Origin of the sequence: Paenibacillus sp. FSL H8-0175, assembly GCF_045040615.1 — a bacterium.
In the GTDB taxonomy this organism is placed as follows: domain Bacteria; phylum Bacillota; class Bacilli; order Paenibacillales; family Paenibacillaceae; genus Paenibacillus_AQ; species Paenibacillus_AQ odorifer.
In genome coordinates, this window is the sequence record NZ_CP150299.1 from 2,443,201 (window position 1) to 2,458,295 (window position 15,095).

The following is a 15,095-nucleotide window of genomic DNA, read 5'->3' on the forward strand; positions in this document are numbered from 1 at the left end:
TCATTGCTGTAATTTATATGTATGCGCATGTATATAATAATTTATCTAAATATAATTTAATGAAAGTTGGGAAAAAGATGATAGCACTAGACACAGCATTAACTTTTCGCAGAGGGCTGACATTAAAAAACCGAGTGTTTATGGCTCCAATGACCACGCGAATGAGCTTTTATGACGGTGTAGTAACACAAGATGAATTGAAATACTATTCGCTAAGAACGGGCGAAGTAGGTGCGGTCATCACTGCGGCAGCAAATGTACAAGAGGGTGGAAAAGGATGGGAAGGTGAACTTAGTGTTTCCTCCGATGAATTTATTCCTAGCCTCAGCCGATTAGCATCTACTATTAAACGAAATGGAACAAAGGCTATTTTACAGCTATTCCATGCAGGAAGAATGACAGATTCAAAAATATTGCGTGGCGTACAACCCGTTTCCTCCAGCGCCATTGCTGCCGAACGCCCGAATGCAGAAATTCCAAGAGCATTAACAGAAGATGAAATTTTCGGTGTAATTGAGGATTTTAAAAAAGCGACTCAACGTGCTATTCAAGCTGGATTTGACGGGGTAGAAATTCATGGAGCAAACACATATTTAATCCAACAATTCTTCTCTCCACACTCCAACCGTCGTGAAGATCAATGGGGCGGAAGCTTAGAGAAAAGATTTAATTTCATTAACCAATTAGTGGATGCAGTTATTGCTGTCGTTGACAATTCAAAGGTTAAGGATTTTATTGTCGGGTATCGTTTTTCTCCAGAAGAATATGAAGAGCCTGGAATTAAAATCACCGATACCTTTTATCTTATTGATAAATTAGCTGATAAAAAGCTGGATTATCTGCATATTTCATTAGGGGATTTTAAGAAAGTATCTGCATCAGAAGATTTTAAAGAAAAATCAATCCTGCAATATGTACATGAGAAAATCAATGGCCGTGTACCTTTAATTGGGGTAGGAGATATCCGTACCAAACAGGACGCAGAGGACACGTTGACAAATGCTGAATTAGTAGCAGTAGGACGATCTCTTATCATTGATCCTCATTGGACAAGTAAAGTGCTGGAGGGTAAAGAAGATATCATCAGAAGAGTACTTGCTGATCAAGATAGAGAAGAACTCGTAGTAGAGAATGGTATTCTAGAATTCCTTAAATTAATGATGCCTGATCGTTTACGCTAAACCCAAACACAGTTTTGAGGTCTAAATCTATAACGTTCCGCGGTAAATTCCGCGGAACGTTATTTTTCTGTAACGACTCTATTCCCTCTTTAAGATTGTTGTCGTATGTTTCAACATTCGATTCATGAGATTTCGCCGTTCTGTTTTTATGTCGGTGTCGCTTCTCTTTAATGCGTCGCGGATGGGGATGATCTCTGTAATTTTCCTGCCGCTTTTTATTCTTCGATCTACACAAGTCGGGATGTAACCTACGTTAGTTATACTCGTGTGTCCTTTTTCATCCTTCTTTATTTTAAGCGTAAGAATGATACCGCTTTGTGTATAAGGAATATTCATTAGTTTAGTCGAAACAAAATTCCCCAATGAGTAAATAACGAATTGTTTTTTTCCACGAAGCGCTAACGGTTGAAGAACATGTGGGTGAGACCCCAGTATGATGTCGGCGCCATTTTTAAAGAAGAGATTGACCAGCTCTTTTTGCCTCTTGTTTGGAGTGTAACGATATTCGCTTCCGAAATGCAGATAAAGCAAGACTAGATCGACTTTCTTTTTTAAATCTCGAATCTCCCGAATAATCTTGGGCGTAGATATCCGGTTAACCAGCCATGGCTTACTCACTGGTACAGGAATTCGGTTGATTCCTGCTGTGTAGGAGAGGATGCCAATCGTAATTCCTTTGACGTTTTTAATAAGCGTTCTCTTGGATTCTTCTAATGATTTAGCTGTTCCCGTGTGGTCGATTCCATTACGGTCCAGAACTCGTAACGTCCGAACCAGACCCGGGGCACCATAATCCATGCAATGATTGTTGGCCGTTACTAATACGTCGAATCCGGCTTCCTTAAGTGCAGGGGCCAGTTCGTCTGGACATTTGAATATCGGACCGCCTGATCGGGGACTTTTCCGGCATTCGGGGCCGCTTCCAGCAAAGGTGGTTTCGAGATTGCCAATCGTCAAATCAGCCTGTTTCAGATAAGGAGCTACTTTTGCAAACAGGGGGCTGAACGAATAGGTTCCGTCAGGCTGTTTAGCATCCGAAATAATATAACGTTTGACCATTAGATCTCCCACAGCAGCTATTTGTATTTCAGTCATGGATATCCACCTTTTTATTATTTTCATTAGGATATGGCATAAAGTTGTTATGGGTTATTCTTTCTTTAAGGCGAAGTGCAAACATTTGTGTGGCTTTTTATTTAAAATGTGACTCAACGCATAATCACTTTATTTAGATCGTCTAAATTTAAGGTATTCATTTTTTTCAAACTTTTATAATTTGATTCAAATCCTCTTTTTTGTTTGGCAGCCATAATAAAATAAGGTTGTTGATAAACATTATCAATCAAACATTGGAGGTTTAAGAAATGAGTACACAATTCAAAAAAATCGCCGAGGATACTTACTGGATAGGCAAAATCGATAACCGCCAGGTTCCATTTCACCGCCTGATTCTGGCAAAAGGAACTACCTATAATTCTTATTTATTAAAAACAGGTAAGCCAACTGTCATTGATACCGTAGATATGGAATTCGGACGTGAATATGCCGAGTGTCTGGGTGAAATGATTGATCTTCTAGATATCCATTACATTGTAATTAATCATACAGAGCCTGATCACTCTGGTGGACTGGCAGCTCTCGCTGCCAAGGCTGCAAATGCCACGATCGTATGCACCGAGATTGCTGTTCCCGAATTGCAGGAAATGTACAAGCTTCATAGCCGGAACTTCCTGGTGGTTAAAGACGGAGATAAGCTGGATATTGGCGGGAAAACGCTGCTGTTTAAAGAAACACCGTATCTCCATACCGCAGAAACGATGATCACCTATTGTATCGAAGATCAAATCTTATTTCCTTGTGATATTTTCAGCACGCATGTTGCGGTGGAGAATCTATTCAGCGATGAAGCCGGGTTTGATATTACGGAAGATTTCGAGGGCTATTACGCAGCAATTATTCATCCTCACAGAAGATATGTAAGAACCCTGTTAGAGGCTGTTAAGGATCTTGAGATCCGGATGATCGCTCCTTCCCATGGGTTTGTGATCCGGAAGGACATACGTAAATATATCGGGATGTACGCCACATTGAGCCGTGAAACGACGCAAGGAAAAAAGGCAACCATCGTATATACCACCATCAAAAACAGTACCAAGAAGATGGCCAAAATCATACAGGATTGCTTGCAGGAAAATAATATAGAGACAGAGGTCTGGGATGCAGATAAAAGTAGTGCCACTGATATTCTGAACAGCATAACGTCAGCGGACGCGGTCTTTATTGGCAGCTCCACTAAATACGCGGACATGATTGGGAACCTGGAGAACATTCTGAAAGAATTGCACAATATGAATCTGGAAGGTAAACTTGCTGCAGCCTTTGGCTCCTACGGCTGGAGTGGTGAAGCCATTGAAGTCATTCAGGATTATCTGAATGGAACAAACATGACGGTGCAAAGCACATCTGAGGTTATTAAAACCACGGGGATGACACATGTAGAGTTCCCTGTACGAATCAGATTTTCCCCGAAAGAGCCTGAGAAAGTTCAAAAAATTAAAAATGCGGCTGAATTTGTTTCGGATTTGCTGCTGAGTTCATTTTAGGGAGGAGGAACATAGGATGACAAAACATTACGTTATTGTTGGCGGAGGAGTAGCCGCCGTCCATGCCGCCAAAGCCATCCGTGATCAAGACGCAGAATCGGAAATTTCGATCCTCGGGGAGGAAAGTCTACTGCCCTATAACCGGATTAAGCTGACCAAAGGGCTGTTTACCGACCTGCACAGTGAGAAGGTGCTGATTAAAAAGGAAAAATGGTACCGCGATAACCGTATCTCCGTAAAAACCTCGACCCGAATCCGTTCTGTCCACCCGGACCGGCAAATAGTTGTGACAGAAGATGGGCAGAGTGTTTCTTATCATAAGCTTTTATTGTGTATGGGAGCGAAGAATCGTGCACTCTCCCTTGAGGGCTTCGCCCTGAACAATGTTCATACCCTCCGGGATATGAACGACGCGGACAGATTGAAAGAAAACCTGCAGGATGGCAGCCATGTAGCCGTAATCGGTGGGGGAGTGCAGGGAATCGAAACCGCTTGGGCGCTGCATGAAGCTGGATATCAGGTAACGGTGATCGAAGCTTTTCACCGGTTGATGGGCAGACAGCTTGATGAGAAATCCTCACAGCTTCTTAAAGAGAACCTTGAACAAGCAGGTGTGAAGGTTATTCTTCGAGCTGATGTAGCGTCTATAACAGGAACTGAGTATGTTACCGGAATTACGCTGCACGACCAATCTCATTTTTCCTGTGACCATGTAGTCTACTCTATTGGTATTGTACCGAATACGAAACTGGTAAGTGGCTCGAATATTCAAGTCCGGCAGGGCATTATCGTAAATGAACAAATGCAAACAAATGATCCGCATGTGTATGCAGCCGGAGATGTGGCTGAAATTAACGGGCATGTGGAAGGACTGTGGGGCGGAGCGATTGAGCAGGGCAGGATTGCCGGCAGTAATATGGTCGCCAATCTGACGGCGTATCGTAGAGCTGTTCCGGTTACCTTGTTTACCGCCTTTGGTATCTCTTTATTTTCGATAGGCAACGTGGATGAACAGTGTTGCGATACGGCGGTAAGCGGAGATGACAATGGGGCGTATACGCGTATCTATGTGAAAGATAACACAATGATCGGTGCGATATCCTGGCAAGGTGCAGCTGCTTCTCTTGGGTATAAAACCGCTGTTGAGTATGGCATCTCCCTTGAGGGGATCGATGTTAACGGGAGTAGCATCGAGGAGATTATGGCTGAAGTACAAACCAGGTTGAACTAAACTATTAACTTTTTAGGAGATGATAAAGATGAAAAAATACATTTGTCTACCCTGTGGTTATATCTATGATCCGGCATTAGGCGATCCCGATGAGGATGTTGTTGCAGGCACTGCATTTGAAGATTTGCCTGAAGATTGGGTCTGTCCGGTATGCGGTGAAGATACCAGTCATTTTGCGCCGGTTGAAGACAAAAAAACTTCTGTATCCTAAAGGAAAGTAGGAGTTGTACAAAAAAATGAACAACAGGGGGGACAGTTATGAAGGAGTATTCTTGCCAATACGCTGCTGAACCTTGTACCCGCAAGGTGCCTATTTTTGCTGCGTTAAGCGATGACGATCTCTCCCGGATCAGCGCTATGATCAAGCATCGTAAGTTTACTAAAGGTCAACCTTTAATTCTGGAAGGGGCGCCGTCAGATACGCTGTACATTATTCAGCGAGGGCATGTTAAATTATCCAAAACAACTCCTGAGGGCAAGGAACAAATTTTGCACATCTTGACGAATGGAGACTTTTTCGGAGAACTGAGCATTTTTAACAGCGATGAGCTGAGTAACTTCAGTGCTTATGCTCTGAAAGACACTAACATTTGCATGCTGACCCGAACGGATATGGAGCAGCTAATGAGGGATAATCCGGATATTTCGCTCAGACTACTGAAGAGTGTGACCAAAAGACTAGCCCATACGGAAAATCTGGCGCAAAGCCTGGCGACCAAAGATCCCGAAATACGAATTGCTTATATGATCATGGAACTCAGCGACAAATATGGTAAGCAGCGTGGCACTCATATTCATATTGACCTTCCGTTGTCTCGTGAAGAGCTGGCCAGTTATGTTGGGGTCACCCGCGAAACTATTAGCAGAAAATTCTCAAGGTTTGAAGATTCAGGTCTTATTGAGCTAATCGGAAACAAGCAAATGCTCATTATAGATCCAGCCGGTTTGGAGAGTTATATGGGGTATTAAGAGGATTACGGTGTATTGACCGCTCTTTATGACAACGTGGGTGCAGAACATACGCTATATGGGGCCAGACTCCGATACTTGTCGTTCCCAAAGGATTTCAGTATGATGAATACTATATAAACTTGTCCCTATGGGCTCGATTAATCGGAAGATGGCGAGGAAACCCAATGCAGAAAAGGAATAGCAGAAAATTTTTCCGTATCAGGCTAGAGGAAATGATTCAAACCTTGCGACATGAAATTCATTCGGGAAGTATAGCGATCGGCAGTTATCTTCCTTCAGAAAGCGACTTAGAGGTGCGCTTCGGACTTAGCAACGCTTCTGTGCGCAACGGGCTCAAGGTGCTGGTGGATGAAGGCTTAATTGAGAAAATTCCGCGCGTTGGCAATCGGATAATTCCTCCGGTAGAGGAAGGCAGAACGACGATCAAGTTCGGATATGTGAACACCATCTCCAAGCTTGTAGAGATGCAAGAGCTACTGAATGAGTTCGGTAAACGCTATCCGCATATCGACGTTCAGCCGCTCGAGTTGTCTTCAGGAAACTACTCGACATCTTTGAAGGAATATTTGCAGTCGGAAATCATGGATGTCGTACTGATGAATAATAACAATTATCAGGATTTTTTGGAGCAAGGCTGTACGGAGCTGCTGGAGCCGATGGAGGAACAGCCGGACACGTATCGTTTTCTTTCCGACCCGTTCCGGTATGGTGACCGTAATCGCGTTCGCCCCTTCATTTATTCTCCAGTCGTGCTTTGTTATAATAAACAGCACTTTAAGGAAGCCGGCGTATCACCACCAGACAGTAGCTGGACCTGGGACGATTTGTTTGCTAATGGTCGAAAGGTAGCTGAAGGTCATGACTGGTATGGTTTTTATTTTTATTTGCCTTCTCGTAACCGGTGGCCGTTGTTCCTGCTTCAGAGCGGTACGACGTTTGCGGCAGAGCAGGATGACGAAGGCAAATTCCGGTTCAGTGGCTCAAAGCTACTCGACAGTTTAGGAACCATTCGTAAGCTGATAGGCATGAAAGATGTATTTCCAGCCGTATTGTCCGAGAGCGATGCGGATGCGGAAGCCTTGTTCTTGCAAGGCAAAGTGTCCATGATTATGACGACCTATTACTTCTTGAATCAATTGCGTCAATCCGATTTGGCATTCGATATTGCTCCATTGCCGCGGCTGCAAAATGCTGATACGCTGCTGATTATAAATGGACTGGCGGTTAACAGCAAATCACAGAACAAGGATGCATCCATGCTGCTCGTTGATTTTCTCACCTCACATGAGGCACAACTGATCATTAGGCGCAAGACGCTGAATATTGCAGCCAACCGTTTGGTGATGGATTGGGAAGGTGAGGAAGTGGGTTATCGTCCGGCCCGTTTTCAGCTTTATCGTGAGATCTTCCCTACCTATCGTCTGGTTACAGAGCTGGGTTTGAGCAACCTCCAGTTGAAAGAGATTCAACGTGATATCATGTTGTTTGTTTCAGGTCTACTGGACAACGACGAGTTATGCCGCAGGCTTGAGGAAATATTGAATGCGGTAAATCAGGAGACTCAGCACTCTTGAGGACTGAAAGTTTATGTGAAAATCCCGGCACAGGTTCAATTCTGAATCTGTGCTTTTTGTTATGTTGAAGTATTTGTTTGTTGCACAAGACTTGACTCATATATGACTCATAATAAACATAAAAACTTGTTGACTGTGCTTTTGTTGTTATTATATGATGAAATAGAAGTCAGATATGAGTTAACGCGAACTCGATTTTATTAAGGTGGTGTAGCTGCAAAGATGGAAAAGGAAGGCGTTTATTTTCACAATGTTTCGGAGCTGGTTCATAAACCCTATCAATCTGGATTGCATCTCCAGCGTTTTCCACAGCATGTGCGCAATGGCTTGTCAGAGAAAGGAAGAACCAAAGCTATACAATCGAACGGCTGCGAATTGCGGTTTGTCACCGAATCCAAGCATGTTAGGGTCACTGTCGGATCGAATGATAGTAACGGCCGCGTTGTGGTATGCAGAGGGGATTTTTTTCATTCTCAGCATTTTCTGCAGGCGGGTACGGTAACCACTCTGCACTTGGAGGAGCCGGAACGTTTTACAGAGGTATCAAGTAAGCGGCTGAATCAGTCTGGATTTTCCTCTAACGTATGGCGTTTGCATTTTGATCGTTTCGGAGCTGTTTTCTACGACGTGGATGCTTTTGGTTGTGAAGTACGTGCGCCTAGACCGGAAGAGGTACCGAAGCTTACGATGCTCGCCTATGGATCTTCCATCAGCCAGAGCGCGGGATCCACGCATCATTTCAATGGTTACTTACAGCAGACAGCGCGCAGACTTGGTGTGGATGTGCTAAATCTTGCGCTTAGCGGATCTTGTTATTGCGAGGACGTAGTTGCCGATCATCTGGCTGAACGTGAGGATTGGGATTTTCTGTTTCTGGAACTTGGTGTCAATATGCGTGCTGTAGTGTCTCCCGAGGAATTCAAGCGTAGAGTGTCTTACATGCTGGACCGGGTTATCAAAAATCATCCTGACAAACCTGTGTTCGTTACTACGATTTATCCGAATCGTGCAACGTATTTTCTTGATACAGGCCATCTTCTTCATGTCCAAGAGGCGGTTTTTAACGAAGTGCTGCTTCGTTACTGTGAAAGCAATAAACATCCACAACTACATCTGCTGGATGGCGCATCAGTCATGCGCGATCTTACCTCGCTGACCTCCGATCTGATTCATCCTTCCGATTATGGACACACGCTAATGAGCGAGCATTTAGCCAAGCTGTTGCGGCCCATGATCGAACCCCTCCGAACTTCTAGTCATTCTACTGAAGTGTCCCCAATTTTATAATAGGGAGTTGATGGAAATGAAGCGTTGGATGCTTACCATGGTGGGAGTTTCATTATTAGCCGTCTCTATGAATGGATGTTCCTCTTCTAATAAGGGGGGAGAAGAACAAGCAGGGGAGAGTCCGGAAAAAACCACTGCTTTCTCCATATCGTTCCGGAGCGGAAACATTTCGTATGCAGACAATCATCCGAATATCAATGATGACAAATGGGTCAAAAAGCTGGAGGAACTTACAAATACAGATCTTAACATCCGTTTGATGCAGCAGAAAAATTTTGATTCGCAAATGATTCAAATGTTCGCGATCAACGACATTCCGGATGTCGTGCAAGCAAGCTCTGGGTTGACGAACCCTCAGTTGGCAGGTTCCGTGGAGGCCGGAGTATTCATGCCCCTAAATGAATTGCTTGAGCAGTATGGGCAGGATCTTCTCAAGAAAGTTCCGAAGGAGGCATGGGAGAAGGAGACCGATGCCAAAGGTAATATCTATGCGATTCCGGAATGGCTGTCCAATCCGTCACGCCGGGCAACTTGGATTCGTGCGGATCTTTTGGAACAAACAGGGCTGCCAGAGCCTAAAACAGTAGATGACTTCCTGAATGTCATGCGTGCTTTTAAGAAGCTGGGTGTGGAGAATCCTTATATGGGCCGGGAGGACTTTGTATATTCGGATATGTTCTTCGGATCTTACGATACCTTTGCTAATTTCTTTATGAAACAAGGGGATCAAATTGTCCCGAAATTTATGAATATCGAAAATATGCAAAAGACGATCCAAACGTACAAGACAATGTTCGACGAAGGACTGATCAACAAGGAATTCGTCACAATTAATCCCACGAAATTTAAGAACGATATTCTTGCAGGTAAGGCGGGCATCTGGAACATGAATGCGAACCTGTTGATCCAATGGGATCAGCAGCTAAGAGAACAGGTGCCTACTGGTAAAATGAAGCTGATCGCCTCGCCCACAGGGCCAGACGGTAAGGGGGGACTTCGTCTTGTCGGTACGGTGCCGCGAGCGTATTTAATTAACAAGAATGCGAAAGACCCTGCCGGGATCGTCAAGTTTTTCAACTGGATGGTTAGTGACGAAGCGGAGAAGTTTTTTACCTTCGGAATTGAAGGGGAAAACTACACTGTAGAGAACGGAAATATTAACTATAACAGACCGAAAACAGCTGATGAAGTTGATGAAGAAACGTTCCGTCAAATCCTGCTGTGGTTCGTACAGGATACTACCTACAATAAAGGTGCGCTTAGTCTCACACCCGAAGGAAAAGATTTGATGAAGCTCTACGACACAGTACTTGCGAATGAGGGACGCGACGGGATTCAATTTGAACCGCAAGTAAAAGGCTATCAGAAAAACCCGGACATCACTCCAGGTGGAGATAAATTGCCGCCTGTTATATTGACGCATGTGATCAATATGGTATACGGCAAAAAGCCGATCTCCGACTATCCGAAGGTGGTGGAGGAATGGCTGCAGAAAGGGGGAAGTGATGTCGTCAAGGAAGCAACAGAACGTTATAACAATAACGACGGTGTGATTTTGTCCCGACATTAATAAGCTGCACCTCAAAAGAGGTTTGAACTCCATAATGCTTGTGATTACCTATACCATGACAGGGAGGAATTCATTTGAGAAACGGACTATATAGGAAAGCTTTTCGAGTGGGCATTAGAGTACTGTTGGCTTTGGCTTTGTTATATTCGCCTTTGGAAATGCAAGCGCTTACTGAAGTTTATGCAGACGGAATAACCGATGACTATGTTACGCTCTACGAGGAAAACTTCGATGACCCTGACAATTTTGGATCTACCGGTGGTATTGCCATTCCGGGGCCTTGGCTGCAGGAAGGCGAAGGAAACAGTATGGCGAAAACTTCGGTTTCGTCCACGGCCCCGTCCGTACCGAATCTGGTGAAAATCGATGGCAAGGATGCATTGGCGCTGCCAGTGAATTCGACGGGGTACCGCAATCTTCAATTGAGTTATTATACACGGGCATCCTCCTACATCGGAGGAAGCGTCATCGTAGAATGGTCAAGTGACGGAGGGATAAATTGGACAACGTTGGAGGAATTTAAGCTGCCCCCAGGAACGCTGGAACAAAAGAACAGTGAGCCGAACCAACTCAAAGTCCAAAACTTGGGCAGCGGAGCTGACAACAACCCGAACGTCAAAATCCGGGTTCGTGTGGGGGAGCTTATGAACGCGAATATGTACATCGATAGTGTCGCCCTCAAAGCTCAAACGATTCCCGGAATACCACCCGCAGAGACACCGGTGCCAATCCCTACACCGGCTGAACCTAAGCCGTTTGTGGTTCCTGAAGGCGTTAAGCTGTATGAAGATGTGCGGATTGGGAATGCTGGAACGCGGCCGATTTATACTTCGATTGCCGTACCCAAGATCCTGCCTCAAGCACCCGTGCCAGTGATGGTATACATTCATGGCGGAGGTTGGAATCACGGAGACCGGAAGCAAGCCCTTGCCAGTATCTGCAACTATGTAACCAAGCGAGGATATATCGGAGTATCGCTGGATTACCGCTTAACCCCGGAAGCGCCATTCCCGGCGCAAATTCAGGATGTGAAGCTTGCTATTCGTTACTTGCGCGCGCATGCGGCAGAATACCATCTGGACCCGAGTCGGATCGGTGTATGGGGTTCGTCGTCAGGGGGGCATCTGGTCTCACTGCTCGGTACGACTGGGAACATTAAGTCAGGCGAGACAATCACATTGGATACAGGACATACCGTAAATGTTCCGGATTTGGCTGGGAATGGCGGTTGGCAGCAATATTCTGATCAAGTGCAAGCCGTTGTCGATCTCTACGGTCCAGCGGATTTTACAACAAACTTCGCTAATAGCTATAAATCTGTGAAAGCGCTTTTAGGCGGGAACGACGCGTTCTCTGTGCCAGACCAGGCAAGGTTGGCCATGCCTGGCACTTATGCGTCACCGGACGATCCGCCTTTTTTCATCCGCCATGGGGATGTGGATGCAACGATCCCATACACGGACAGCATTACGTTCTCCAATCAATTGAAGGATGCAGGCGTGAAAGTGGTCGATGTCAAAATTGTACCTAAACAAGGTCACGGTTTTATAGGCGAAGCGGCTGAGCAAGCAAGCGCCGAGGCTTGGGCTTTTATGGATCAATATGTAAAGAATCGAATGGCAACAACACCTGATGATGAGGTTGTATACCGCGATCTAGCCAGTCTGGCACCGAGCGACGATGCAGTCATCGACAGCAGCAAGCCCACTGTAAACTTCAATAGCGCGACGAGCAGCAGCAATGGATTGTTCAGTATTTCTTCTGGCGCCGAGAACAAGAAATATGTGTATTTTAAATTTGATGTCTCTTCATATAGCAATCCTGCAAACAGGTACATTTTTAATGTTGCTGCCAAAAAGGGTTCATCCAATGCGGACCTCGAACTTTCGTTATTCGGCCTAAAGGATACAAATTGGACTGAATCGGAGCTGACTTGGAGCAATGCGCCTGTCACGGATCTGACCATTGCTTCGTTAAGTGGGAAATTTACCGTAACGGCAGACAAATCAAGAGCTCCACAGGTTTACAGCATCGATGTGTCCGAGTTTGTCAGAGAAAGATTGTCCGCATCGGGCGGTAATATCGCTTTTCTGCTTGGTGATGCGGCAAGCACTGGAATTTCCCTCAATGTCTATTCGAAAGAAGCTAATGGCAACAGCAACCCCCGTCCACAGCTTGTTGTTCAAGAAGCGGTTGCACCTTCAAGCGACCATGAGAAACCTTCCTGGCCGGATGGAAGTTCTCTGAAAGCTGTCAATATAGGTACAGAGTTCATTCAACTTTCATGGCCGGCCGCCAGCGATAATCAAGGTATCGGCTCCTATCGCGTATACCGGGATAACACCCTGTTATCCAATGTTACCGGTGCAACGTATACAGCCGTTGGGCTTAGCCCTAGCACGGCGTACAGCTTTAAGGTTGAAGCGGTGGATCAGTCGGGCAATACATCCGTACCGCTTTCTTTTACCCGATCAACGCTTACAGAACCCATCATTCCTTACGCGATTGCAAACGTGACAGCCAGCGACAGCGATGGCAATATCGCAACGAATACCATCGATAATAACTTGTTCACCCGTTGGTCCGCCGCAGGTAACAGCCCGTGGGTCCAATACGATTTAGGCGAACGGAAGCAGATCAGTTATTTAGGTATTGCCGTTTATAAAGGTGACACGCGTACGGCTCAATTGAGTATCGAAACTTCAAATGACGGTTTGGCTTGGACTACGATATGGACTGGTGCAAGTATGTTCAGGACCATAGAGATGCAACCTTTTGATTTTCCTGACACAGAAGCCAGATATGTGCGGATCGTGGGTTTTGGAAATTCTGATGGCAGCGCGTTTACAAGTTTATCGGAGGTAAACATCTATGCGCCGTTCGCAAATGGCGATACACCTGTAGCCAGCATCCCGAACTACACACCTAATCCCCCCCGGGAACCGATCCCATTCACAGCTCCCGGGTTAACCGAACCTGAGGGTACGGTGCATCCGGTTCATTCCTCACCTACAACCACTGGGCGCATCTTAAACGTGGTGGACTATAATGCTGATCTCGCCGATAACGACACAGATGACGGTATTGCTATTCAAGCTGCCATAAACAGTGCTGAGTCCGGCGATGAGGTCTATTTGCCGTCTGGGGTTTATAATTTGAACTCAACATTGGATACTCTTGTCAATTTGAAGCTCAAGTCAGGAGTAAACCTTCGCGGTGAGGATCAATCAACAACCATCCTCAAGACATCTCTCAATAAGGTAAAAAACAGCGCCCTGATGAAAGTATCCGGACAGCATGATCTGTCCATAACTAATCTCACATTGACTTCTACATGGAACGGTGTCTACACGACGGATCACAAAGTGAACAACCCGGACGCCGGTGGTCCCGACAGCATGATTACCATCGCAAATTTTGGTGAAGTTCCGTCATACAACGTCACGGTTGATGGAGTTACTGTAGAGAAGTATTCACGTATGGGTGTGCGTATCGACAACAGCCGTGATATCGTCGTACGCCGCAGCACGTTCCGAAATGCGACAGATGTAGGTCCGGGCGGTGCTGGCTATGGTGTGTCGATTCAGGGCATGGCCAAGCAGGATCGCAACGGGTATGAGAACGACACGGTTTGGAATGTTGTGGAGGACTCCCATTTCGAAGGCCCTTATTTGCGGCATGGGGCGCTGATCCAATTTGTTGCCCATAACAATGTCCTGCGAAACAATCAGTTTATGAATACAAAGCTGGATGCCATCGATCTGCACGGAGAACTCGAATATTTGAACGAGATATACGGCAATGTGATTAGCGATATTCCCTACGGCGCGGCGATCGGACTGGGAAACACCGGGGGTACAGCACCCAGCAATCACAGTAAGTCAGGACCGCGTAACTATATCCATGACAATACGATTCGTAATACAAGAGAAGGAATCAATGTAACTATGGGCACCCCGGATACAGTCATTGAGCGAAATGTGATTGAGAATACAACGCATATAGAGAACGCCAAGGGCATTCAGATTTTGAACGGGCCAGGTACTATCATTAAGGAGAATATCATTCGCAACAACACCGCGTCGAATTATTGGGCTGTATCCCTTGAGCGTGATCCCGGCGATAGCAAAGCAAATGATATCGGAGCGGGCGACCCGCAGGACGTTCAATTGATCGCAAATTCGCTGATTGGCAATACGAACGGTATTCGACTTCTTGCTGGAAAAGGGATCATCCTGCAGGGGAATCTTATTAACAGTATAAGTTGCAATTATTTCAAAAATGATCATGTAGTAGTAGAGGGTTGGCCGTTACCGATTATACCCTAAAGAAAACACAAGCTCACTCATAGAAACTCCATATTGCAAGCGCTTTATTGTAGGTAGAATGAGGTTAGATTCATTCACTATTTAAGGAAATGGAGGAAAGCCGATGCCACATATTGAGATTAGGATGTACGAAGGCCGAACGAGTGAGCAGAAGGAGGAGATAGTCACCGTATTCACGCGGGAGTTATCCCGAATTATTGAACGGGAGGAACGATTTATTACCGTCGAATTTCAAGAAATTCCCCTGGATGAGAATGCTCCGGCGAACCTGCTGAAAACAGGACCTATAGGAAACGGTTATGAAAGCTAAGTTAACTGGGGTTGACCTTATTAACTACAAAGCCGACAC

11 protein-coding genes are annotated in these 15,095 nt (G+C 45.4%); 10 read left to right on the forward strand and 1 reads right to left on the reverse strand.

All coding sequences use genetic code 11. From position 1 onward, the window contains the following. Positions 1–17: 17 nt before the first annotated feature. Positions 18–1,181, forward strand: a complete 1,164-nt coding sequence (locus MHH46_RS10480) for an NADH-dependent flavin oxidoreductase (RefSeq protein ID WP_405132597.1) — start codon at positions 18–20, stop codon at positions 1,179–1,181. A gap of 78 nt (positions 1,182–1,259) precedes the next feature. On the opposite strand, the gene MHH46_RS10485 is transcribed toward MHH46_RS10480, so the two are convergent. After that, entirely contained in the window at positions 1,260–2,276 is a 1,017-nt protein-coding gene (locus MHH46_RS10485; protein WP_076191354.1) for a CapA family protein, read from the reverse strand. Positions 2,277–2,545: 269 nt separating this feature from the next. On the opposite strand from MHH46_RS10485, the gene MHH46_RS10490 reads away from it, so the two are divergent. The 9 genes from MHH46_RS10490 to MHH46_RS10530 all read left to right on the forward strand — a co-directional run bounded on the left by MHH46_RS10490 (position 2,546) and on the right by MHH46_RS10530 (position 15,056). Then, the gene (locus MHH46_RS10490) at positions 2,546–3,784 is read left to right on the forward strand and encodes an FprA family A-type flavoprotein (protein ID WP_036689344.1); all 1,239 of its coding nucleotides are present in this window, start codon (positions 2,546–2,548) and stop codon (positions 3,782–3,784) included. Positions 3,785–3,800: 16 nt separating this feature from the next. Beyond that, a complete protein-coding gene (locus tag MHH46_RS10495; RefSeq protein WP_036689346.1) occupies positions 3,801–5,015 on the forward strand; it encodes an NAD(P)/FAD-dependent oxidoreductase in 1,215 nt (404 codons plus the stop codon). Positions 5,016–5,043: 28 nt separating this feature from the next. Further along, positions 5,044–5,226 carry a rubredoxin gene (gene rd / locus MHH46_RS10500; RefSeq protein WP_076130123.1) on the forward strand — a complete coding sequence of 61 codons (183 nt, stop codon included), beginning with the start codon at positions 5,044–5,046 and terminating at the stop codon, positions 5,224–5,226. 47 nt (positions 5,227–5,273) lie between these two features. Further along, positions 5,274–5,984: a Crp/Fnr family transcriptional regulator gene (locus MHH46_RS10505; RefSeq protein WP_051491610.1), complete on the forward strand. Its 711-nt coding sequence runs from the start codon at positions 5,274–5,276 to the stop codon at positions 5,982–5,984. Between the two features lie 167 nt (positions 5,985–6,151). After that, positions 6,152–7,561, forward strand: coding sequence for an extracellular solute-binding protein (locus MHH46_RS10510; RefSeq protein ID WP_076191356.1), 1,410 nt, complete (start codon positions 6,152–6,154; stop codon positions 7,559–7,561). A 222-nt stretch (positions 7,562–7,783) separates the two neighbouring features. Continuing rightward, a complete protein-coding gene (locus MHH46_RS10515; protein ID WP_076191358.1) occupies positions 7,784–8,848 on the forward strand; it encodes a GDSL-type esterase/lipase family protein in 1,065 nt (354 codons plus the stop codon). A 16-nt stretch (positions 8,849–8,864) separates the two neighbouring features. Further along, positions 8,865–10,418, forward strand: a complete 1,554-nt coding sequence (locus MHH46_RS10520) for an extracellular solute-binding protein (protein ID WP_076130127.1) — start codon at positions 8,865–8,867, stop codon at positions 10,416–10,418. 74 nt (positions 10,419–10,492) lie between these two features. Beyond that, on the forward strand, positions 10,493–14,746 hold the full coding sequence (locus MHH46_RS10525) for an alpha/beta hydrolase fold domain-containing protein (protein WP_076130128.1): 4,254 nt from the start codon (positions 10,493–10,495) through the stop codon (positions 14,744–14,746). A gap of 103 nt (positions 14,747–14,849) precedes the next feature. Continuing rightward, positions 14,850–15,056, forward strand: a complete 207-nt coding sequence (locus MHH46_RS10530; protein ID WP_076130129.1) for a tautomerase family protein — start codon at positions 14,850–14,852, stop codon at positions 15,054–15,056. Positions 15,057–15,095 lie beyond the last annotated feature (39 nt).